General features: G+C 69.6%; 19 protein-coding genes. 12 read left to right on the top strand and 7 right to left on the bottom strand.

Annotated elements, in window-relative coordinates:
• Positions 1-47: 47 nt before the first annotated feature.
• A complete protein-coding gene (locus HOP40_RS04295; protein WP_275691335.1) occupies positions 48-515 on the bottom strand; it encodes a very short patch repair endonuclease in 468 nt (155 codons plus the stop codon).
• Positions 516-1057: 542 nt separating this feature from the next.
• Between HOP40_RS04295 and HOP40_RS04290 the strand changes: the two genes are divergently transcribed.
• From HOP40_RS04290 to HOP40_RS04280, 3 genes are all read left to right on the top strand, one after another.
• Entirely contained in the window at positions 1058-1636 is a 579-nt protein-coding gene (locus HOP40_RS04290) for a hypothetical protein (protein WP_172154849.1), read from the top strand.
• Positions 1633-2061: a hypothetical protein gene (locus HOP40_RS04285; RefSeq protein ID WP_172154847.1), complete on the top strand. Its 429-nt coding sequence runs from the start codon at positions 1633-1635 to the stop codon at positions 2059-2061. The genes HOP40_RS04290 and HOP40_RS04285 overlap by 4 nt, the downstream gene beginning before the upstream one ends.
• 120 nt (positions 2062-2181) lie before the next feature.
• Positions 2182-2706 (top strand): NUDIX hydrolase, encoded by a 525-nt coding sequence (locus HOP40_RS04280; protein ID WP_338053050.1) that lies wholly within the window; start codon positions 2182-2184, stop codon positions 2704-2706.
• Here HOP40_RS04280 and HOP40_RS04275 read toward each other — a convergent pair.
• Positions 2692-3804: an NsdA family TPR-like regulatory protein gene (locus tag HOP40_RS04275; RefSeq protein WP_172154843.1), complete on the bottom strand. Its 1113-nt coding sequence runs from the start codon at positions 3802-3804 to the stop codon at positions 2692-2694. The two genes, HOP40_RS04280 and HOP40_RS04275, sit on opposite strands and share 15 nt — an antisense overlap.
• A 225-nt stretch (positions 3805-4029) precedes the next feature.
• On the opposite strand from HOP40_RS04275, the gene HOP40_RS04270 reads away from it, so the two are divergent.
• The 8 genes from HOP40_RS04270 to mobF all read left to right on the top strand — a co-directional run bounded on the left by HOP40_RS04270 (position 4030) and on the right by mobF (position 12990).
• A complete protein-coding gene (locus HOP40_RS04270) occupies positions 4030-4278 on the top strand; it encodes a helix-turn-helix domain-containing protein (RefSeq protein WP_240157503.1) in 249 nt (82 codons plus the stop codon).
• A 3-nt stretch (positions 4279-4281) separates the two neighbouring features.
• Positions 4282-4503 carry a hypothetical protein gene (locus tag HOP40_RS04265; protein ID WP_172154839.1) on the top strand — a complete coding sequence of 74 codons (222 nt, stop codon included), beginning with the start codon at positions 4282-4284 and terminating at the stop codon, positions 4501-4503.
• A complete protein-coding gene (locus HOP40_RS36690) occupies positions 4500-5006 on the top strand; it encodes a WhiB family transcriptional regulator (protein ID WP_172154837.1) in 507 nt (168 codons plus the stop codon). The genes HOP40_RS04265 and HOP40_RS36690 overlap by 4 nt, the downstream gene beginning before the upstream one ends.
• A complete protein-coding gene (locus HOP40_RS04255; RefSeq protein ID WP_172154835.1) occupies positions 5003-5389 on the top strand; it encodes a hypothetical protein in 387 nt (128 codons plus the stop codon). The genes HOP40_RS36690 and HOP40_RS04255 overlap by 4 nt, the downstream gene beginning before the upstream one ends.
• Positions 5386-5991: a DUF2637 domain-containing protein gene (locus HOP40_RS04250; protein WP_172154833.1), complete on the top strand. Its 606-nt coding sequence runs from the start codon at positions 5386-5388 to the stop codon at positions 5989-5991. The genes HOP40_RS04255 and HOP40_RS04250 overlap by 4 nt, the downstream gene beginning before the upstream one ends.
• Positions 5988-7853 carry a type IV secretory system conjugative DNA transfer family protein gene (locus HOP40_RS04245; protein WP_172154831.1) on the top strand — a complete coding sequence of 622 codons (1866 nt, stop codon included), beginning with the start codon at positions 5988-5990 and terminating at the stop codon, positions 7851-7853. The genes HOP40_RS04250 and HOP40_RS04245 overlap by 4 nt, the downstream gene beginning before the upstream one ends.
• Positions 7850-8482, top strand: coding sequence for a hypothetical protein (locus HOP40_RS04240; RefSeq protein ID WP_172154830.1), 633 nt, complete (start codon positions 7850-7852; stop codon positions 8480-8482). Before HOP40_RS04245 ends, HOP40_RS04240 begins: the two co-directional genes overlap by 4 nt.
• 152 nt (positions 8483-8634) lie before the next feature.
• Complete coding sequence (mobF, locus tag HOP40_RS04235; RefSeq protein WP_172154828.1) at positions 8635-12990, top strand: MobF family relaxase; 4356 nt, start codon at positions 8635-8637, stop codon at positions 12988-12990.
• A 19-nt stretch (positions 12991-13009) separates the two neighbouring features.
• Here the strand turns inward: mobF and HOP40_RS04230 are convergent, their stop codons facing one another.
• From HOP40_RS04230 to HOP40_RS04215, 4 genes are all read right to left on the bottom strand, one after another.
• Complete coding sequence (locus HOP40_RS04230; RefSeq protein WP_172154826.1) at positions 13010-13609, bottom strand: hypothetical protein; 600 nt, start codon at positions 13607-13609, stop codon at positions 13010-13012.
• A gap of 497 nt (positions 13610-14106) precedes the next feature.
• Positions 14107-15714, bottom strand: a complete 1608-nt coding sequence (locus HOP40_RS04225; RefSeq protein ID WP_172154824.1) for a serine/threonine protein kinase — start codon at positions 15712-15714, stop codon at positions 14107-14109.
• 285 nt (positions 15715-15999) lie between these two features.
• On the bottom strand, positions 16000-16632 hold the full coding sequence (locus HOP40_RS04220; RefSeq protein WP_172154822.1) for a hypothetical protein: 633 nt from the start codon (positions 16630-16632) through the stop codon (positions 16000-16002).
• A gap of 150 nt (positions 16633-16782) precedes the next feature.
• A complete protein-coding gene (locus tag HOP40_RS04215) occupies positions 16783-18444 on the bottom strand; it encodes a serine/threonine-protein kinase (RefSeq protein ID WP_172154820.1) in 1662 nt (553 codons plus the stop codon).
• 85 nt (positions 18445-18529) lie between these two features.
• Here HOP40_RS04215 and HOP40_RS04210 point away from each other — a divergent pair, with 85 nt between their 5' ends.
• Positions 18530-19261, top strand: a complete 732-nt coding sequence (locus HOP40_RS04210) for a hypothetical protein (protein WP_172154818.1) — start codon at positions 18530-18532, stop codon at positions 19259-19261.
• Between the two features lie 304 nt (positions 19262-19565).
• On the opposite strand, the gene HOP40_RS04205 is transcribed toward HOP40_RS04210, so the two are convergent.
• Entirely contained in the window at positions 19566-20855 is a 1290-nt protein-coding gene (locus HOP40_RS04205) for an ISL3 family transposase (protein WP_172154816.1), read from the bottom strand.
• Between the last annotated feature and the right edge of the window lie 190 nt (positions 20856-21045).

Here is a 21045-nt window from a genome sequence, read left to right as displayed (position 1 = left end):
CACCTGGAGCTGTCCCTGTCGCCCACGATCGGGTGACAGGGCGTGTGCTAGTGGTTCGGCGGAGCGGGATTTGGTCCTGGTGGTCGACCTTGCGGTTCTGCCGAGGCGACAGCCCGCTCGACCCGGTCTGCGCCATCAGCTGCCGACTCGTGCTCCCAGATCCGCACTACCGTCCAACCCGCGGCAGAGAGACGGTCGTCGGTGTCTCGGTCGCGTGCGACGTTGCCGGCGAGCTTCGTCGCCCACCATGCGGCGTTCGCCTTCGGGCTGGTTGCGTGCTGAGGGCAGGCGTGCCAGAAACATCCGTCGACAAAGACCGCAATACGGCGGCGGGTGAATGCGATATCGGCTCTGCGCCGTCGAAGTCCATCTATGTCGATGCGATGCTCGACGCGGAAGCGCATGCCGCGGCGATGGAGCTCTCGTCGAAGACTCATCTCAGGCGACGTCCCCGTGCTCCGCTGCTTCGACATCCGAAGGCTCACGTCTGCGTTGCTCGGGCTCGGCCGTGGCATGGGGCAGACTTCCTCCGTCCTCGTCAGCTGCTGCGACCGATCGAGGCATGCCGACAGTCGAACGGCGACACTGTGCTGGTTGCACTCCGGATGCTAGGCCTCGCCGGGAGGGAGCCGATGACGACGATGCGCACAACGCGGAGGGTCATGCAACAACTTATCAAGACGACGATGATCCCTGCAACGCGCATATGCGGTTCCGCATCCCACTGATAGCATCTGCGCTTAATGTCCTACGGTTCCGTGTACCAACTATGATGGGGTTTGATATGGCAGGTCGACGAGTACTAGTCCGGCAAGTTCTTGACGGACTGCCCGCCGGTAGCGATGCAGTTAGCTATCCAGATCATCCACTCTTGTTCAAAGGGCCGGAGGTTCTTTCTGTTCATGGCGGCCAGTTGACTGCGTATTTCATTTTCTCCCGGAGGGAGTCGTATGTGTCACCGGCCTCGCGCTCTAGGGTTCTCCTGGCTCGATTGGCACTGCCTCCTCAACTTTCAGTCGTTCTGGCAACTGAGGATACAAGTCGCGTGGAGCAATTGGTGGACCTCACGCCGTTCTACGATACGATCTTGGACCTTAATACGCGAACATCCGAGAGCGTAGCGACTCCAGGCGTCGGCTCGGACGTGGTGGAAGAGTTGCGGCCATTCCATTCAGAGCGGTTCGCGGAAGCGTGGGAGTTGACAGCAGATCCGAAGGCAAGGACGAGGAGGCGGCGTGAGCGCTCTGGACTGTCGACAGCGGAGTACGGGCAGCGGCAGCGAAATATGCGATACCGCTCCGTGGATGAGCTGGATGATGAATCAGGTGTCCCGGACTGGCCACTCCCGGCTGCCTCAGTAGGTGACGGAAGGCCTGACGCCAGAGTCGCGAAGCCGGTACGCCCTTTGACTCTTGATAGGTCGTCACTAGAGGCCGTCAGGCTGGACTACTCCATAGAACAAAGAGACGATCGAATTGCGGAAGTCGCGACAATGCTACGCAGCAACGACGCCTACCTTGCGGTCCGCGAGAATCGGCTGAACAGGGCTTCCTCTTCACGGCGGTTCGACGCGCTGAAGCCGGTCAGGGCTGCTGCCTTTGCGGGAATCGCAACTATCTCAGGAGAGTTTGAATGACTTACAGCAAGCGAATAGAAACAATGCGGGTTATTGCAGGCGGGCATCCGTCACTCTCCCAGTCTAATAAGATTCAGGCAATCTACGGTGAGTTCAATAGCATAAAGTCATGCTTTCGCCGGAAGGGTGCCGCTGGGTGGCTACTAAGCGTTCTATATACAACTCGCGCACTGGACACCTGTTTGAGCGAGATTATCTCGTCGAAGCACTGGACCCCCAAAGGCGCGGCGCTCGGAGGCTATTTGAAAGAGCTCGAGGCTCGGGCCGTCCTGACTGCTGTCGAAAGACAGCTCTATCAAGCAACAGTCGTGAAGAAGAGGAACAGGTACATGCACGAGGCGGGCGCGACGCCGAGCAATGTAGAGGCGGATCGAATTCTTACTGACATGCACGCATGTTTTGTGATCGTCACTTCTCGTGTATGAACATAGATGTACGCCAACTGGTTCACATGTATCAGATCTAGTAACTTGGGTTGGAATTGAAATATGACCAATCAGGCCAGAGATGTTGGGCAGCGATGGACTGTTGCGAGTAAGCGGCAGGTGTACGCCAACGAGTGGGTGACGGTCGAGCTCGCTGACGTCATATTGCCAACAGGGGAGCGGTTCGAACATCACGTCGTGACTCTGAAGCCGGCCGCGATCACGGTCGTGCTCGACGACGCCGGTGAGCACGTGCTGATGGCGTGGCGGCACCGGTTCGCCCCGGACGTGTGGAACTGGGAGTTGCCGGGCGGGCTGCTGGACCCGGGCGAGACGCCGGCGCAAACAGCGGCGCGAGAGGCTGAGGAAGAGACCGGGTACCGGCCGCGGTCGATCGAGCACCTCGTGACCTTCGAGCCCAACGTCGGCATGGTGCGCAACGCCCACCACGTGTTCCTCGCGCGCGGCGCCGAGAAGGTGGCAGAGGCGACGGAGCTGAACGAGGGCACATTCGAGTGGGTGCCTCTGGCCGGCGTGCCGGAGCTGATCCGCACGCAGAAGATCGTGAACTCGGGGTCGCTCGTCGGGCTGCTGCACGTGCTCGCGCTCAGCGGACCGGGTGCGCCGCACTCACGCAGCGAGTAACTGGCTGATCCTCCGCCGCTGACGCTCCGAGCCGGTGCGCCCGGCCAATTCGGCGCCTCGGAGCGCGTGAGCGCGGGATTCGCTGACATCGCCGCGGGCGGCGAAGGCGAGCGCCAAGTCGACACGCAGCCCAACTTCCGCCCGCCCGTACTGACCCTCGCCCATCACGCTGAGGGCATCCGTCAAGTCCTCGATCGCTTTTCCGTCGCCGAGCCGGGCGAGGCAGTGGCCCCGCCAGCGGGCGAGGTGGCCGGCGTCGAGCATGACGAAGGGCAGCGAGTCGTCGCCAGTGTCGCCGGGCAGGGCGTCAGCCGCCGCGTCGAGGGCGCGGAGAACGCCGTCCCGCTGCCCCAGCGCCGCGAGGGCCTCAGCCTCCGCCGCGTGGAGCCAGGCTTGCAGAACGGCCGGAACGCCGGAGCCGGCCAGCGTCCGGGCGAACTCCATCACCGACTGCGCGTCGACCGCGTGACCGGCGTCGAGCAGGACATACCCCTGCTGCGCACTGGCGTAGGCGAGCCCGGCGATCTGACCGCCCTCCCGCGCCGCAGCGGTCGCGATCTCATGGAGCCGCCATGCCTCCCGCACGTCGCCCATGTCGAGCGCCTGCCAGCCTGCGAGCGCGGCGGCCTGGCCGAGCTCGTCGGCCGCCGCCTCCCGGTGGGCGCCGGGAAGGGCGTGCCGCAGCAGGCCCTCGATCTGCTCGACGTGCGCCACGGCTTGCTTGAAGGTCAGCGCGCCGCCGAGTCGGCGGTCGAGCATGCGGATGCTCTGGGTGTGGTCACGCAGTAGTGCGACGACCCCGAGGTCGAGGCGAGTGAAGGCGATGGGCAACGCGTCGTCGACTGTGGCCGGGGCAGACGGCATCTCCGGCTCGCCTGCGATGCCCAGTTCGGGCGCGCTTCGTCCGTATGCCGCGCAGAGCAGCTCCCGATAGAAGTCGCTGACCGCCCCGTCCTGGTTCTCCCAGACGGCGATTCGGCGCTTCATGCTCTCGTCGCCTGGCAGCGCCATGGATCCGGCGGCACGGCGCAGCTCGTGGACGAGGCGTGCCTTCGTCCACTGCTCTTCTTGGCGAACGCGAGCAAGCCGGTTCGGCATCGATCCTCCCGGGTGACCCGGCCTCCACGATGCGCCGGTGATCAGCGCAGATCAACCCCTGACGCCGGACTCGCGTCACCCCACGTCATCCCGCGTCATCTGCCGCCACACCCCTCCCCGGCAGCACTCTCGACATCGCACCAGGTCACAGCGTCCACATCGAACAACTCGTGACCACGAGGTCTACCTACATAGGACAGGGGAGCAGTCATGCGAGGTGTGCAGTTGCGAACGGAACCGCCGGTCGGAGCGCCGCGGTTCTACAGCGTTCCGGAGGTCGCGCGGATGCTCGGGATGTCGGCGATGACCGTCTACCGAGCCATCGCGGCGGGGGAGTTCCCCGCGGTGAAGGTCCGCGGCCGGTTGATCGTCCCGGCTCGGGCGCTCGAGGAGATGGTCGACGCCGCGGTGGCCGACCGCAGCGCCGTCGACGCCGCTGAGTGGGTCCCGTTCCAGCCCGGCCGGGGGGTGTGAGCGATGCCCAACGTCGGGGTCCTGATCTTCTTCGCCATCGTCGGCACGTTCATCTGCGCCAAGTCCCGCGTACCCGGCGGGGCGGTCGTCTTCGCGCTCGTCGCGTTGGTCCTGTTCATCTCGACTCCGGTCGGCGCCGGGCTGCCGGGCGCGCTGTCGACGTTCCTCTCGACGCTCGACACCGCCGCCACGCCGGCCCTCACGGGATCCGGAGCGGTCGGGTGAACGGCGAGTGGAGGGACCGGGCGCGGTGCCGCTCCGTCGAGCCCGAGACGTTCTTCCCCACCGCCGAGGACGGGCCGGTCTACGAGGCGCAGGTCGCCGTCGCCAAGGCGGTGTGCGCGCGCTGTCCCGTCCGGGCCGAGTGCCTGGCCGAGGCACTGGTGCGCATCCCGCTCGGCATCGCCGGTGGCCTTACCCCGGAGGAGCGGCGGGGTCGGCAGCCGGTGGGCATCGGACGCGAGCCGGCCGCCGTGCTCGACGCCGGGCTGCGGCCGGGCGCGACGCGGGTCCAGGTCGAGGCGGCCGGACGGGTCCTGCTGACGGCGGGACGCCCGCTCGCCGAGATCGCCCACCGGTGCGGCGTCACCGCACGCACCGTCGCCCACTGGGTCACCCGTACCCAGGCGGAGGGGAGCCGCGGCGGCAACCGGGCTCCCCTCCTGATCTCCCACACGCACGGCACCCAGGCAGGGACACAGACGCAGGAAGGGCCCGATCGTAGATGAGCACCGTCGAGACGACGTCCACCGAAGACCACCGTGCGCCGGCCGTCGCCCGCGCCGAGCAGGCGACCGACGGGTGGGACGACGTCGCCCGCCTCCAGCGCTGGGCCACCCCGGACCACGCCGACTTCTACGCCCTGGCCGGTGAGCTGGTCAGCACGCTGCACGCCGTCGAGGACCTGGCCGAGGTGCTCGTCGCCCAGGTGGGCGGCTACGGCCGCGGCCGGGCCCTCTACGACGACACCCGCGCCGTCGACCCGGTCGCGCGGCTCGCCGACGCCACCGAGCAGCTCCGCGCCGCCCGCGCTGGCCTCGTGGTCGCATCGGCCCGGTTCAACGAGTTCTGGTCGAGCATCGGCCATGTCGGTGTCGAGATGCCGACGTGAGGGGCCGCGCCGTGCTCTACGGCCTGCTGCTGGTCGTCGCCACGGCCGCCGCCGTCCTCTCCTTCGCCGCGCTGCGTGATCTCGCCCTGCTGTGCGGGTTCGCGCCGTCGCTGGCCTGGCTGCTGCCGGTCGTCGTCGATGCCGGCGCCGCGGCCGGGTCGCTGGTCTGGCTCGGTGGGGCGGTGACAGCCGGGGCCCGCCGGTTCGCCCGCTCGCTCGCCCTGACCCTGTTAGGGCTGTCGGTCGCGGCCAACGCACTCGGCCACGGCCTCGCCGCCTACCGGCAGGAGCCGGCCTGGTGGGTCGTTGTGGTCGTCTCCGCCGTCGCGCCGGCCGTGCTCGGTGCCGTCGTCCACCTGGCCGTGCTCGTCGGCCGGACCGCCCCACCCGAGGGCGGCGAGGCTGAACCCGAGGTCGAGATCGACGACGACCGCGCCGCCGAGCTGATCGCCGCCGGAGCCGGCCGTCGCCGGATCGCCCGCGAGCTGGGGGTGTCGGAGTACGAGGCCCGCCGGCTCATCGACCGGGCACGCCCCACCACCGCAGAACCCGCCCACGCCGCCACCAACGGCGCCCGCTTCCGACCGGAGGGCCAGCCGTGAACGGCTCCGCCCTGCTCGTGCTCGCCCTCTCCGCAGGCGCGTCGTGGATCGCCTGGCGCCGCGGCGCCCGCCTCCTCGGCGCGGCCTTCGGCCTCTTCGCCCTGCTCCCGGCCGTCACGCTCTACCGACAGACCCCGACCTGGGTGCTCGCCCTCCTGGTCGCGCCCGTCGCCGTGCTCGTCTGGCACCGGCACGCCCGAACGTCCGCGACCGTCGTCCGCTGGGGCGCCCGCAGCCGGCGCAAGGCCGGCGTCGCCTCGACGTCCGACATCGTGCGGGTGGCCGGGTCGGGCGCGATGCGCCGCCGGGCCGGGACCGTTCGGCCGTCCCTCGCCCCGGTGACCCGGTGGGACCGAATCGTCCGGTCCTGGTCCGTCCGCACCGTCGACGTCGCCGTGCTGCTGTGCCGGGCCGGCCTGCTGCGGGTGTGGGCGTCGGTCGAGGACGTCGTCTGCATCTTCGGCGGCCCGCGCACCGGCAAGTCGCAGTGGCTCGCCGGCCGCATCCTGGACTCGCCCGGCGCCGTGCTTGTCACGTCGACCCGCACCGACCTCTACGACCTCACCGCGCCCCTGCGCCAGGCCCGAGGCCCGATCTACGTCTTCAACCCGGTCGGGCTCGCCTCGCTCGGTTCGACGATCACGTTCGACCCCCTCACCGGGTGCATCAGCCCCGTGACGGCGTCCGAGCGCGCTGCCGACATGCTCGCCGCCGGTGCGCTGGGCAGCGGGTCGGGCGACCGGGAGTTCTGGGAGTCCCAGGCCCGGCGGGTGCTGGCCGCGCTGCTGCACGCCGCCGCGCTCGACGGTGACCTCACCATGCGCGACGTCCTGCGCTGGGTCGCCGATCCCGACGACGGCAAGGCAGAGGTGGCGTCGCTGCTGCGCCGCTCGCCTGAGCCCGCGTTGCAGCAGGACGCCGGGCAGTTCCTCGCGACGAACGACCGCACCCGGTCGTCGATCACGTCCACGATCATGCCCGCGCTGGGCTGGCTCACCCACGAGGCCGCGGCCGACGCGGCGACCGGGCCCCGGTCCGGCGGGGCCGGGTTCGACGTCGCCGAGCTGCTCGACGCCCGCGCGACGGTCTACCTGCTCGGCGCCGAGGAGACGCAGACCGCGCCGCTCGTCTCCGCGCTGACCGGACACATCGCCCGCGAGGCCCGCCGGATCGCCGCACTGCGCACGGGCGGCCGGCTCGACCCGCCGCTCGCACTCGCCCTCGACGAGGCCGCGCTGATCTGCCCGGTGCCGCTGCACCAGTGGACCGCCGACATGGGTGGGCGCGGCGTGACGATCATCGGAGCCTTCCAGTCCCGCGCGCAGCTGCTCGACCGCTACGGCGACGCCAAGGCCGAGGTCATCCTCAACAACACGGCCGCCGTCATGGTCTTCGGCGGCACCCGCTCCCGCGACGACCTGAACTACTGGGCGACGCTGGGTGGCGAGCGGGACGAGCCCATCACCACGACCGACCTGCACGGGCGGGTCGCGTCACGGACGGTGCGGAAGGTGCCGGTGCTCGCGCCGGCCCAGATCGCGAACCTGCCCGCGGAGACGGTGGTCGCGTTCCGGCGCGGGATGCCGCCGGTGATCGGCCGGGTGCAGATGGCCTATCGACGCCGGGACGTCCGCGCCTGGCAGCACCCCGAGGCGCTCGACGTGCGGCTGCGAGCGGCGGTCGCCACCGCAGCAGGCTGGATCGGCGTGCATGTGGGCGAGCCGGTGGCACGAACGGGCGCGTGGACCGTCGGCCTCGCTCGGCGGCTCGGGAATCCATGGCGGGCGATCGAGCAGGTGCCGGTCGAGGAGCCCTCGCTGCTGAGGGTCCTGCCCGCCGACGACACGGAGTGGCGACGATGAGCAGCCCGACCACCGTCGACGACGAGCAGCTCGCCGCCCTCGTCCGCTCGGTCGAGCGCAACGGCCGCCGGGTGACGGCGCTCGACGCGCTCGTGCGGCAGCTCGCCGGGGACCTCGCCGAGGTGGCCGCCACGCTCGTGCCGGAGGCCGCGGGGCCCGACCCGGTCCGGTCCTGGCTCCTTTCGCAGGACCCCGAGCAGGCCGTCACCGACCTGGCCGACCTGGTCGGCTGGACCCGTCGCGTCTTTCTCCGCTACCCCGACGCCGTGCTCTCCGCGTGCTGGCTCTGGCACCCGGAGGTGATCGAGGAGTTGTGGTGGCTGCGTCGCGCGCACGCCGAGGCGTTCGACCCGAAGGCCGGAACGTGGCTGCGCGTCGGCGACTGGCACGATCGCCAGCGCCCCGGCGTCGCCAAGCGCGTCCGGGCCGCGATAGGCACGTGCGAGCTGTCGCTGCACCGCACCGGCACCGCACACGCCCGACCCGCCGCACCCGCACCGCTCGCCGATCACGCCGAGCCGATCGCCGTCGCATGGACGAAGGACGCACTCGCGCCCCGACCCGAACCCACCGACGAGCAGCTCCACGAAGCCGACGCCTACATGCGCCAGCAGCACCGACGCACCTGACCGACGAGACCGACCGCAGCGAGCACCGCCAGGACGAGCAGAAGAACGAAGGACGAAGCACACCGAGGCATCACGATCCCTTGGTGATCTTCGCTCGCCCTGGCGGGCTCGCTCGACGGCCGTGCCCGAGATCGACAGCAAGGGGACCCGCCGTGCTCAGCATCGCCACCGGACACTCCGTCCGCTACCTCACCGACGCCGTGGCCACCGGCCGCGAGAACTACTACACCGGAGCCGTCGCCGCAGGCGAGCCGCCCGGGCGCTGGTACGGCGCCGGGGCCGAGATGCTCGGGCTCGAGGGCGAGGTCGACCCGCACGTGATGGAGGCGCTCTACTCGCACCTGCGTGATCCGCGCGACCCGCGATCGCACTCGCCCGAGACGTGGGACGAGGCCGACCAGCTCGCACCGGGCCACCGCAGGTACCGCAGCGCCGACGAGGTCTACGCCGGGTTGCTCGAGGCGCACCCGGGGGCCGGGCCGGAGCAGCGGGCCGAGCTTCGCACGCAGGCCGAGCGGTCAGCGCGGCAGGCCGTGTCGTTCCTCGACGTCACGTTTTCCGCGCCCAAGAGCGTGACCGTGCTCGCGGTCGCGTTCGAGCGCGCGGCCACGGAGGCCCGTGCCGCCGGGGATGAGGAGGCGGCGCAGGCATGGGAGGCGCACGCGCAGGCCGTCGAGGAGGCTGTGATGGCCGGCGCCCGCGCCGCGATCGATTACCTGCAGGACGAGGCCGGCTACTCCCGCGTCGGGCACCACGGCGGCGGAGCGGGCCGCTGGGTCGACGGCCACGAGTTCGTCGTCGCGCAGTTCCTCCAGCACGACTCGCGCGACAAGGACCCGCAGCTGCACGTCCACCAGGGCATCCTCAACCGCGTGCCCTGCGCCGACGGTACCTGGCGCACGCTCGACTCCCGCGCCATCCACGCCCTGCGCGGTGCAGCCGGCGCGATCGGCGAGCGGGTCATGGAGGCGCACATGACGCGGTCGCTCGGCGTCGAGTTCGCCACCCGCCCGGACGGCCGGGCCCGCGAGGTGCTCGGCGTCTCGCCCGAGGTGATGGACCTGTTCTCGTCGCGGCGGAAGGCCGTCACGGGTCGGACCGCGGAGATGCTCACGGAGTTCCGGCACACCTACGGCCGTGAGCCGTCGTCGGCGGAGCGCTTCTACATCGCCCGGCAGGCCACGCTCGCCACCCGCGCGGCGAAGTCGCACGAGGGGGAGACCCGCGCCGAGCAGCTCGCCCGGTGGACCGAGCAGTGCGCGGAGTCGATCGGGACCGGGCTGGGGCAGGTCGCCCACGACGTCCGGGTCCGCGCGCAGCAGGCGAGCGACGCGGCCGAGTGGTCGGTGCAGGACGTGGTCGACCGCGCCCTGGCCGGGGTGTCAGAGACGAAGCAGGCGTGGACCCGCTCCTCGCTCATGCGGGCCGTCTCCGACGCGCTGCCCGGAAACCTGCGGCTCCCGCCCGAGGACATCCGCCCGCTGCTCGACGGGCTCACCGACGCCGCGCTCGACGGTGCCGTGCCGGTGACCCGCCCGGGAGACACGACCAACCTGCCGGCGTCGGAGCTGCTCGCCGACGGCCGGTCGCCCTACACCGCGCCCGCCGTCGCCCTGTTCACCACCGAGGGGCAGGTCTCGGCGGAGCACGCGCTGCGGGCCGCGCTGGTCCGTCGCGGCGCCGCCCGATTCACCCCGGACGCCGCGGGCGCGGTCGTCGCCCGGTTCGCCACGTCCGGGCGCCCGCTGGGCGTCGACCAGGCGGCGGCCCTGCGGGGCGTCCTGACGTCCGGCGCACAGGTCGAGGTCCTCTCCGCCGCACCCGGTACCGGCAAGTCGTTCGTCGTCGGGGCCTTGTCGGAGGCGTGGGTCGGCGTCGACGAGCGCCGGGTCTTCGGTCTCACCCCGTCCCAGGTCGCGGCCGGGGTGCTGGCCGAGGAGGGCGTCACCGTGGCGACCAACACCGCTGCATGGCTGGGTGCGCAGGTCCGGCTCGCCGCCGGTGGCCCGGTGTCCCGGACCGACGAGCGGTGGCGGCTGCGCCGTGACGATCTCGTGGTCGTCGACGAGGCGAACATGGCTGGTACCGACCAGCTCGCCGACATCCAGGCGCGGTGCGCCCAGGCCGGAGCGAAGCTGCTGCTCGTCGGCGACCCGCGCCAGCTCGGCGCCGTCGGCCCGGGCGGTGCGCTGGCCGACGTCGCCAAGCACGGCATCCGCTACGAGCTGGCCGAGGTGCGCCGCTTCAGCGCGGAGTGGGAACGCGCCGCGTCACTGCGGCTGCGCGACGGTGACCCCGACGTACTCGCCGAGTACGGCAAGCACGGCCGTCTCCGCGAGGGCGGCACCGCGGAGCAGGCCGAGACCGCCGCGTCCCGCGCGTGGCTGGCCGACACCCTCGCCGGACGGGAGTCGCTGCTGATGGTCCGCGACAACGAGGCCGCGGCCCGGGTATCGGCTGCGCTGCGCGCCGAGCTGGTCTCGCTCGGCCGGGTCGACGAGGCGGGCGTACCGCTGGGCCGCGAGGGCTGGGAAGGCGTGACGGCCGGCGTCGGCGATCTCGTCCAGGCCCGCCGCAACGGCTGGGAGCTGATCGGCGTCGACGGAAACACCCGCGCCCCGATCAATCGCGACACCTACCGCGTGACCGCGCTGCGCCCGGACGGTGGGCTCACCGTGGCGCCGGTGGTCGGGCGCGGCCCGGACGGGGAGGTGCTCGGTGACCCGCTCGCCCTGCCCGCTTCCTACATCGCCGCCGACCTGACGCTCGGCTACGCCTCCACCGCGCACGCTGCGGAGGGCCGCACCGTCGACACCGCCCACTGCGTTCCCGGGGCCGGGACGGACCTGCCCGGGCTGCTGGTGCCGATGACCCGCGGCCGGGAGAGCAACACTGCGTGGGTGGTCACCACCGCCACACCGCCCGACGCGGCGACAGGGGAGACGTTCGACGTCGAGCCGCGCAGTGCCGCGGCCGTGCTCGCCGACGTCCTGGACGGCTACGAGCGGGAGCGGTCGGCGCTGGCCGTGCGCGAGCAGGCGGACATCGCCGCCCGTTCGACCATGACCCACGTCGAACAGCTCGCCGACATCGTCGCCCGGACCGTCACCGCTGGGCGGACCGCCGCGACGCTCGACCGGCTCACCGCCGACGGCGCGATCACGCCCGACCAGCGGGCTGCGCTCGCCGCCGACGAGGCGTTCGGGTCGCTGGAGCGGTTGTTGCGCACCGCGGAACTCGCCGGCCACGATCCCGACGTGGTGCTGTCCGGCGTCCTCGCCGACCGGGACCTCACCGGCGCCCGGTCGCCCGCTCAGGTGCTGCACAGCCGCATCACCAGCGCCTACGCCGGGCGTCTCACCCCGCACCTGACGACGATGAGCGACCTCATTCCGTCCCGGGTCCCCGAGGAGTGGGCCGCGTGGCTGACCGACCGTGCCGAGGCCGCCGACGCCCGCCGCCACGAACTCGGCTTCCAGGCCGCGGAGCAGCCGCCGCGGTGGGCGCTCGACGCGCTCGGTCCCGTCCCGGCCGACGACGACGTGCTCGCCCGCCAGGAGTGGGAGCACCGTGCCGGCTGGGCCGCGGCGTACCGCGAGCTCGCGGGCCACACCGACGACCTCGACCCGCTCGGCCACGCCCCCGCGCCCGGGCTCGCTGAGAAGGCTGCGGTCTATCGGGCCGCGCACGAGGCCCTGGGGCTTCTCGACGTCGGCGCCGAGGAGGCCGACCTGACCGACGGCCAGCTCCGCGCCCGCTACGTCGCCTACGCCCGCGAGGAGACGTGGGCGCCGCGCGACGTTGCCGACGAACTCGACGCCACCCACCAGGCCGCAGCCAAGGCGCGCACCGACGCGGAGCTGTGGGCCGCGCGTGCCGACGCGCCCGGCCTTGACGAGGCCGACGCTGTCCGGCTGCGCGCCGACGCGGCGGCGGCTGCCCGCGAGGCCGAGCAGCTCGCCGCGCGGGCCGCGGTTCTGGAGGACGCCGACCAGGCCCGCGGGCGCTGGTTCGTGCACACGGCGGTCACCCGGGACAACGCGCACCGGGCCGGGACGGAGCTGCGGGCGCGGGGGATCGACCCCGACCATCCGACCGACCGGATCACGGCCGACGAGTGGCTCGCCCTGCACCGGGCCGAGGAGGCCGACGCCGACCGCGACCGCGAGATCCGCGACGAACACGAGCTGTATGGGTCGGACATCGAGCGGATTGCCGATCCGGCCGACGCTGCCGAGACGGCTGTGCCCGACGTGCGTGACCTCAGCACCGCGCACCCGAGCGAGCGCACCGACCGGGCCGAGCGCCGGCGCATCCCGACGATCGACGAGACCGCCGAGGCCGTGGCCCGGGCGCAGCTCGCGCTCGCCGAGATCACCGCACGCACGGAGGCGGAGAACAGGGGCGTTGCGCGCGACGCTGAGTTTGAGCAGATCGTCGAGCTAGCCCGGCACGCTGAGCCGGTAGCGGAGGTGGACGACAGCGATGAGCTGTCCCGCTACCGCTGACAGGTGCGCGGGTAGGCGCTCATGCCGTGGCGTCTGCCCGCGCCCGCACGTGCTCCCAGTACCTCCGGGCGTCCGCCTGCGCCTGGTCGCGGGCCGCCTGCTCCGCCGTGCGCCAAGCAGCGTCCGACGTCGAGCGGCGGCGGCCGTACAGGTGCGGCCGGTCGTGTCGGATACCCGCGGCCCGGTGCCAGCTCGTGTAGATCGGGAAGTCCTCCCGCACGCCGAGCAGCCACGCCAGCGTGCGCCAGACGCCGTAGGCGAACTCGGGGTCGTCGGTGACCGCAGGCGCCGGCTCGACTCCCAGCCGATGCCAATCGTCGGTGGTCGGTTCAGGCGCGCCAGCCGCGAGGCACAGCGCGACCCAGGACTCCGCGCGTGCCAGCTCGCAGGAGGCACCCGACATCCACTTTCCGTCCGACCGATGTCCGTCGAGCGTCGTGCGGTGGGTCATCGGCGAGACCTCGCCCAGCGTCAGCCACACCAGTGCTGCGGCCACGCCGGCTTCGCGGGTGGTCGTCGCGCGCGGTCCGAGTGCCAGCAGGCGCCGGCTCACCCGCTCGCACTCCATCACCGCGTCGAAGTCCGGGACCACCCACGTCGGCAGAACCAGCGTGGACACGAGTCCAAGTATGCGGCCGACCTCTGACGATTCGGGAACTTCAAGTAGCTGGGCTCCGCCCAGACCCGGCCCTCACTCCGGCGGAGCGGACCAACGAGGAACGCTGCCGTGGGAGGTGGCTGGGAGACTCCGCCGTCACTCGGTCGCCCCGAGGGATGCCACACCGGCGGTGGGAGCCGCAAGCGGAACAGCGTGCTTGCCCCTCCCACCGCCGGCGCGGCCTTGCTGCGCACGCCCGACCGACGGCGGAGCCATCCTGACGTGACTCGGTACACGCCTCCCGCTGCCTTTGGAAATGAACTTCAGCTGCGTACCTGCGTCGAGTAGCGACTCTGTCGTCGCTCCACGACGCACTGGTCAACGCGCTTTCGCTCTATGAATGGCTCCACGCTGCCGGCCCAATGCTGCTATCCGGCTCGCCACCCCCTTCGCAGGCGGTAGCAGAACATCGTCAGCGGCGTTCCCGGGCGTGGACGCGTCATGGCGGAAGCGGGGCACTACGTCGTCGCCCAAAGTGACACGGTGATCGTCACGGTCGGGCGTTCAGACGATCCAGACAGAGGTCCTACTTGTATAAGAGCCATGCGATCTTCGGAGGTCGATACGCAAAATCGCCCTCCCTCTGCAGCGTCAACATAGCTGTTTCCTAGAGGTGCCCGGCGAATTCCCAAGTCGCACTCTTCTGGCGAGTCTGTCGCCGCATCTGCTTGGGCTGCCAGCTGCAGGAATTGAATTATTTGATAATCGTCCCCACCGCAAGGACGTCCGTAGCTGAGCTCAGTGTCGCTCCGTGAGTCGGCGTTCACTCGCGGTTCATCAAGGTCAACGTCCGTTTGGAATGGGCAGGCGCCTGCGGGAATCTCTAACACCTCCGATGCAAAGACCTGCCGGTAACGCGATGCGGGCGCCGTCGATGTCGGGGGCGACGGTGGCGGCGCAGACTGCTGACCAACATTTGGAACGGTAGTTGGGGCATCAGTAGTTGGGAGTATTGGTGACGTCGACGTAGGCACTTCACCGGTGGGGTCATCCGCAAAGGCGCCGCTGAGCACGGTCGCGCCGAACGCTGTCGCGGCCACCAGGCCCAAAACGATCGCGCCTGCAGCCAGAACGAACCGACGCAGGCCGCGTGGCTGTTCAACTGGGGTCACCTGCTCAGGAATTTGAGGTACATATGGGGCACCTGAGAGGACAGTTGTGGGAAAGCCGGTGCTGTGCGGTCCGGTGGTCGTGGCGGCCTGCCGCAAAGACCGAATCCACGGCAAAGCCGCCGGACGGGCATTCGGATCGTCGCTGAACATCGTCATGGCGCGTTCGACAGTTTGTCTTGGTGCGGCGGCTAGCAGTGGACTGCTGAGGAAGCCGGCGTGTATCGCATTCCGATCGAATGTCGGGTGGCTGCCGGTTATGGCGAAGTAGGTGATTGCGCCGAAGCCGTAGCGGTCCCCCGCGGGGGAGTAATGCCCAGAAAGCCACACTTCCGGTGCCGCGTACCCTGGGGTGCCTGCTGCCTGCTCTGTCTGGTGTGCGACGAGCCGCGCGAGGCCGAAGTCGACAAGCACTGCCTGGCCGGTCGGGCTGATCATGACGTTGCCGGCCGACAGGTCGCCGTGTACGACTGGGCGTCCAGAGGGGGTCGCCTCGCCGGAGTGCAGCCAGTCAAGCACCTCAGCAACCTGTTCGAGATGATGTAGCAGCTGTAGCACCGATTGGCGGGTGCCTCCACTCAGCGCAACAACCTCCTTGAGTGGATGCCCATCGACCCAATTCATGACGAGATAAAGCGACTTTCCCGCGGTCGAGCCAGCCTCGCCGCCGATGTGCATCAGAGAGCCCTCGAAGTGCTCACGGACTCCAACTACGCCGGGGTGGCGCAGGAAGCGCAGTACCTCCGCCTGCTCGGCCCAGCGTGCGGACAGCTGGGCGAAGTTGCCCATGCGGTCGGCTCGAAGAATCTTGACGGCTACCGGTTCCTCCTCGCCGCCGACGGGAATGGAGGCTTGCCAGAGCTGCGCCTCGCCACCGCCACCCACCTGCTGGAGCAGCCGATACTTGTCGGGTTGGTCTGCGGGTCCGACGAAGTAGCTACTGCCCGGGCTGCCCACGGCGTGTCCTCCCTAAATGGATCGTCGTCCGTACGTCGTCGGCCGACGGTCGCGGGTTACATGATCTGGTGCAGCGGGATGGCCACGGTCGAGCATGAACGTTCAGATGCGGCGAGATGCGCCGCCTCCAGTCGAACGGGCTTCGCGCACCAGGCGCACGCTGTGCCCCCCGGCGAGTCGGCCTCGACAACCACGGCTGGAAAGGGCACAGCGTGCGCGCTGGCAGTGTCGAGCTGTCCCTATACGTGAGACAACAGCCCGATCTGCTCTGAATGGTAGTCGACCTCAGTCGATCCAGCGGAGAGGAGAGGGGAAGTCGTCAGCGTCGATCGCGTTTGCTTCGTCGCACTGGCTGTTGCCTTCAACAACACGATGCCCATCCCGATCATAGCCGCTCGGTGCGACACTGCCCCACCAACCTGCGGCGTAGTTATTGTTACCGGCACGAGGATACTTAAGGATCAAGCATCGGTTATCGTTTGCTGCTCCGTCGATCGAGTGTGCGAACTGGAAACTCATCCCGCCGGCGTATGCAACGACTGGTAGCCCCGCAACGAAGCCGGCTGGGCCACCGGCAATGGTGGCCACTGCCTCGGTTGTCAGTCCGGCGCCCCAGTAAGCCGCTTCGATGAGGCTCTTCTCTTCAATCTGGAACTCCTGGGTTCGGCCAACGGACCAATACAACGTGCACGTGGTCCACCCGCACTCTTTGACGGTGTATCCAACTGCAGCGGGCTCGGCGCTGGCCATCGGAGCGGACGCAAGGCTGAGTCCGAGTCCGGCGGCAAGTGCAACAAGGGTTGCCGCAAATCGCTGCAGCGCTCTCCTTAAGAAGGTGGTCGAGTTCGGTGGGGGTGCGGAGGAAGGATGCAGACGCTGGAGCATGGCAGGATGGCCTTTCATCAGGTTCGTCGACAACGCTGATGAGTTTGCTCTCAAACTTCCGTGCGTGGTGGTTCATCCCTGAATCATGATCAAACCGCTTGACATGTCGCGAGAACGGAACACGCGCTGGGCCGTGGCTCCGGGATGTGCTCCGGCGCCACATTCATCGCTGCGTTCTCTAGATCATCCTAGTACGTTGGAGTCACCCGAAAGTCGCTCAGCAGTGATCGTCTCCCCGCCGTCGATCGCGCTGAGCGACTCCGGGTTCAGCCTCGGGGCGGCGGATCGGACCTCGCCACGCCTGGCGATCCCGACCTGAGTGCCATCCACCAGAACGATCCATCCGATCCTTGTGGCGATCCCCTCCACCGCTCGTCGGCTCTCGTATAGACCCGCAGCGCCGGTGGCGATGTTGGCTGCGAAAGGTCTCTCGATGCCGCCAGCGGTAACGGTGCCGAGCAGGGACCGTTGATCAATTGTAGCCGCCACCGCGTTCTCCACGGTACGCCCAGTCAGGACCAGTTGGTCGCCTTCGATCGTGCCTTCGAGCCACGCCTCGACCTGGTCACCGTCGCACAGGTAGCCGGCCGCGCGGCCGTCCTTGACGCCGACGGCGAGCGTCAGATCGTTATCGCTCGTTCGACCTGTGAAGACCGCCTCGGTGAGTACCGGTCCGACCGGAGCAGCTGCGGTCAGGGAAGCGGCAGCGGAGGTCGTCGCGGCGGGTGGTGCCATGGGTGCTTGTGCTGCGGGGGTTGTTTCAGCGGTTCGCGTCAGCCCCCACACCGCGACCAGCACGGCTATAACGACGAGCGCAACCGTGGCTGGAAGCAGTCGCCTTTCGCGAGTCGACGGACGATCCGCGGGTGGGGGTGAGGTGGGATCGATGGGTCGCCGCGTGTCGGTGAGCGCAAGCCCATCGGCGGCGAAGGCCGGTGCCTGGGTGGTCGCGGCCGCGCGATTGGCCGCGGGCGTCGTGGTCTCTGCAGAGTTGGCGGTCGGGGCGACCGTCTCAGGTTGCTCGGTCGCCGCGTCCAGCGCTGTCCGCGCCGCGCGTGCGAGTTCGCCTGCGGTGGCGTAGCGCGCTTCGGCTTCTTTCGCCATACCTGTCGCGATGATCTCGTCGAACATCGCGGTATCCGCGACCACCTCCGACGGCCGGGGCGGCGGGATTTTCATGTGGGCGTGCATCAGCACCGGCAGTCCGTCGCCGGCGTATGGTCGTCGACCGGTGATCATCTCGAAGAAGACGCACGTCAGTGCGTAGATGTCCGAGCGTGTGGTGACCGCGCCGTCGAATTGCTCCGGGGCCATGTATGTGAGGCTGCCGAGCAGGGCCCCCGTGCGGGTGAGGGAGTTGCTGCGATGCGTCGTGGTCGCCCGGGTAATGCCCCAGTCGGCCAGGTAGCAGAAGTCTGCGAGCTTTCCGTCGAGCAGCACGTTGGAGGGCTTCACATCGCGGTGAACTAGTCCGCTGTCGTGTGCTTCGTCGAGCGCGCTGGCGACCTGTTCGAGGATGCCGACCGCGCGCTCGGGTGACAGTGGGCCTGCTCGCTCGATGAGGCCGAGGAGGTCGCCGCCGTCGACGAACTGCATGTCGATGTAGAGCTGATCGTCGATGTCGCCGTAGCTGTGGATGGTGACGACGTGCGGGTTGCGCAGCTGCGCCACGAGGTGCGCCTCGCGCCGGAAGCGCTGCTGGAACTCGGGCGCGTCGGCGAGGTGCGGCGCCAGGCGCTTGACCGCTACGGTCCGGTCGTGCCGGGTATCGTGCGCGCGGAACACCTCGCCCATGCCACCGCGGCCGAGCAATTCCTCCAGCTGATACGGACCGAACTCGATCACGCGATCACCCCCATGCCTCCAGCATCGGGGAAGTGACGATCGTCGTTACGTCGATTTCTGATCGCGGCTTGAGTGAGAGGATGACATGAACGCGCTAGTACCCGGCTTCGTCATCGTCAGGTCCGGGCAGGAGCGTAGGGCGCTCAGGCCCTCCGACGAGCTCACGTTCGGGCGCGGAAACGATCGGGACATCCGGATCGGTCACGACCCGCTCGACGACTTCATCTCCCGCGAAGCGGGATCGCTAACCGGTCTCCGAGACGGCGTCCTCATCCGCAACACGTCCCGAACCCAGTCGGTCCGGTTCATCGCAATGCCCGGACCTGAACTGCGCATTCGGCCGGGGATGGCACTTGGGTCGATGCCCTTCGAGCAGGTGCGGATCGACATCCCGGGCCGCCACGGCCGGCACTACACGCTGCACATCGATGCTCGCGGTATGCAGCATGTGCCGGACCTGGGCCCCATCGCACCTGTCGTCGCTGCGCGCGGCGTGCAAACCAGGTTCGGTGCGGGACGGCTGTCCACGCGTGAGCGCTTGCTACTCGCGGCGCTCTGCGAGCCCGTCCTCACCCTCGCGGGCAGCAAGCCGGCGAGCTACCGGGAGATCGCTGAGCGAATCGGGGGCACTACCCCTGCGAGCGTCCGCACCGGACTGGATCGACTGCGCAACCGGCTCAGCGACGCTGACGGCATTCCCGGTCTGCGAATGGATGAGGAGTGGGGCGACGCCACCGGCTACCTCGAGGCGCTCGCGCTGTGGGCGATCGACACAGGGGAGATCGACCTAGCGACGGCCCACAACGTGCTGCGTTGAGAATCGAGCCGAGGCAGGGGCTGCCTGCAGGGTTCGCGGTGGCCGCTGTTCCCTAGTCCTCGCTCTGCATCGCGGTACTGCTGGCCTTCAGCGAGCTCGCTCAGATCGAACGTCGTGCTGTTCGCTTCCGAGCACTCGGCAAATCCCAGAGAAAAGAAATGTTAACTCGGCCGCCGTCGACTTGATGTTCAACGCCTTCCTAAGCTTTGAGTACTCGCTTCATTCCGACGCCAAACTGTCCAACGGAGTGTGGGACTCCCGAAGCAACGGCTGGCCGGCCGAACCAAAAGCGGCTCTTCCGGATTTAGAGTGCAAGTGCCCCGCAGTGCAACAGGGACCGGATGCGGTAGTTGATCAGGTTGCGGAACCCGAGGGCGTTGCGGCGTAGCGCTTCGAGGCGGCCGTTGATGGCCTCGGTCGGGCCGTTCGAGGCCCGGTGGGTGAAGTAGGCCAGCACGTCACGACGGCGGCGCTGCAGGGTCCGCCCGAGCGTGGTGAGCTTGTTGAGCCCGGCTGGGACCGCGGCCCGGATCGTGTCGATCACGTTGGCTAGCAGGGTCTTGCCCTCGCCGGGGTTGGGGTGGGCGTAGGCGGTGATGATCTGCTGGTAGATCATCCAGGTCACCTCGACCGGGGTGTGGGCGTAGTCGGCGAACACCGCCTCGAGCCGGGCTCGTTGGCGGGTGGTGAGCAGCTGCAGGCGGGTGCGCAGGGTGCGGCGGGACCGGTAGAGCGGATCACCGGTGCGGCCGCGGTGCCCGGTCGTGTCCTGTTGGACGCGTTGGCGGCACGCATCGAGCTTCGCGCCGGCCAACGCGACGACGTGGAACGGGTCCATGACGGTGACCGCGTCCGGAACGGCGCTGGTGGCGGCGGTCTCGTAGCCGCCGAACCCGTCCATCGCCACCACCTCGACCTGGCGGCGGAACTGCGGGGTCTGCGCGGTGAGCCAGTCGGTCATCGCCGCGGCGGAGCGCCCGGCGACCAGGTCGAGCAGCCGCGCCGGCCCGACACCGTCGACGACCGGGGTGAGGTCGACGATCACGGTGACGAACCCGTCGCCCTCGGCGTGGCGGGTGTGGGCCCAGCGGTGCTCGTCGACCCCGATCACGCGTACCCCGTCCAGCCGGGCCGGCCCGGACGCGGCGAGCAGGTCCCCGATGGCAGCCACGGCGATCGCGTTGACGGTGTCCCAAGAGCGCCCCAGCTCGCGCGCGACCGCCGCGATCGTGGTCCGGTCCAGGACGAGCCGGCGCAGCACGAACCGGGCGCACCGCCGCGTCGTGGTCGCACCCGCCCTGGCCAGGCGGCTGCTATCCGCGCTGAACACCACCCGCTCGCACGTGCTCGACACGCAGCGGTAGCGGCGGACCCGGACCCGAAGCAGGAGCGGATGACCCGCTACCGGAATATCGGTGGCGCGCCGCTCGACAGTGTCGCGGTACACCCCGACCCCGCCGCAGCCCGGGCAGCGCTGCGGGCCGCGGTCAACCAGGTCGCAGAACACCACCGTCGTATCACCGTCAAGAGCGGCGTCGGTGATCGTGACACCCAACTCGACCGTGCGGACGATCGTGTCGGCGATGACCGACACCGGAACCGTCGTAGGCTGCGACACAGGGCCCCCCGGGGAACTCGATGATCAAGGCGTAGGAAACCTGCATCATCAACTTCCCGGGGTCCTTCTCAGCGCACCGACACGACCCCACAGCCACGGGCCGTCACGCGCCCACCTGCACTCCCGATCCGGAAGAGCCCGTAAACGATACGAACGTTCCGGTGTC

The sequence above is a fragment of the Pseudonocardia broussonetiae genome (assembly GCF_013155125.1).
Classification (GTDB): domain Bacteria; phylum Actinomycetota; class Actinomycetes; order Mycobacteriales; family Pseudonocardiaceae; genus Pseudonocardia; species Pseudonocardia broussonetiae.
Note: the sequence above shows the minus strand (reverse complement) of the source record. Positions and strands in the feature narration are given on the sequence as shown.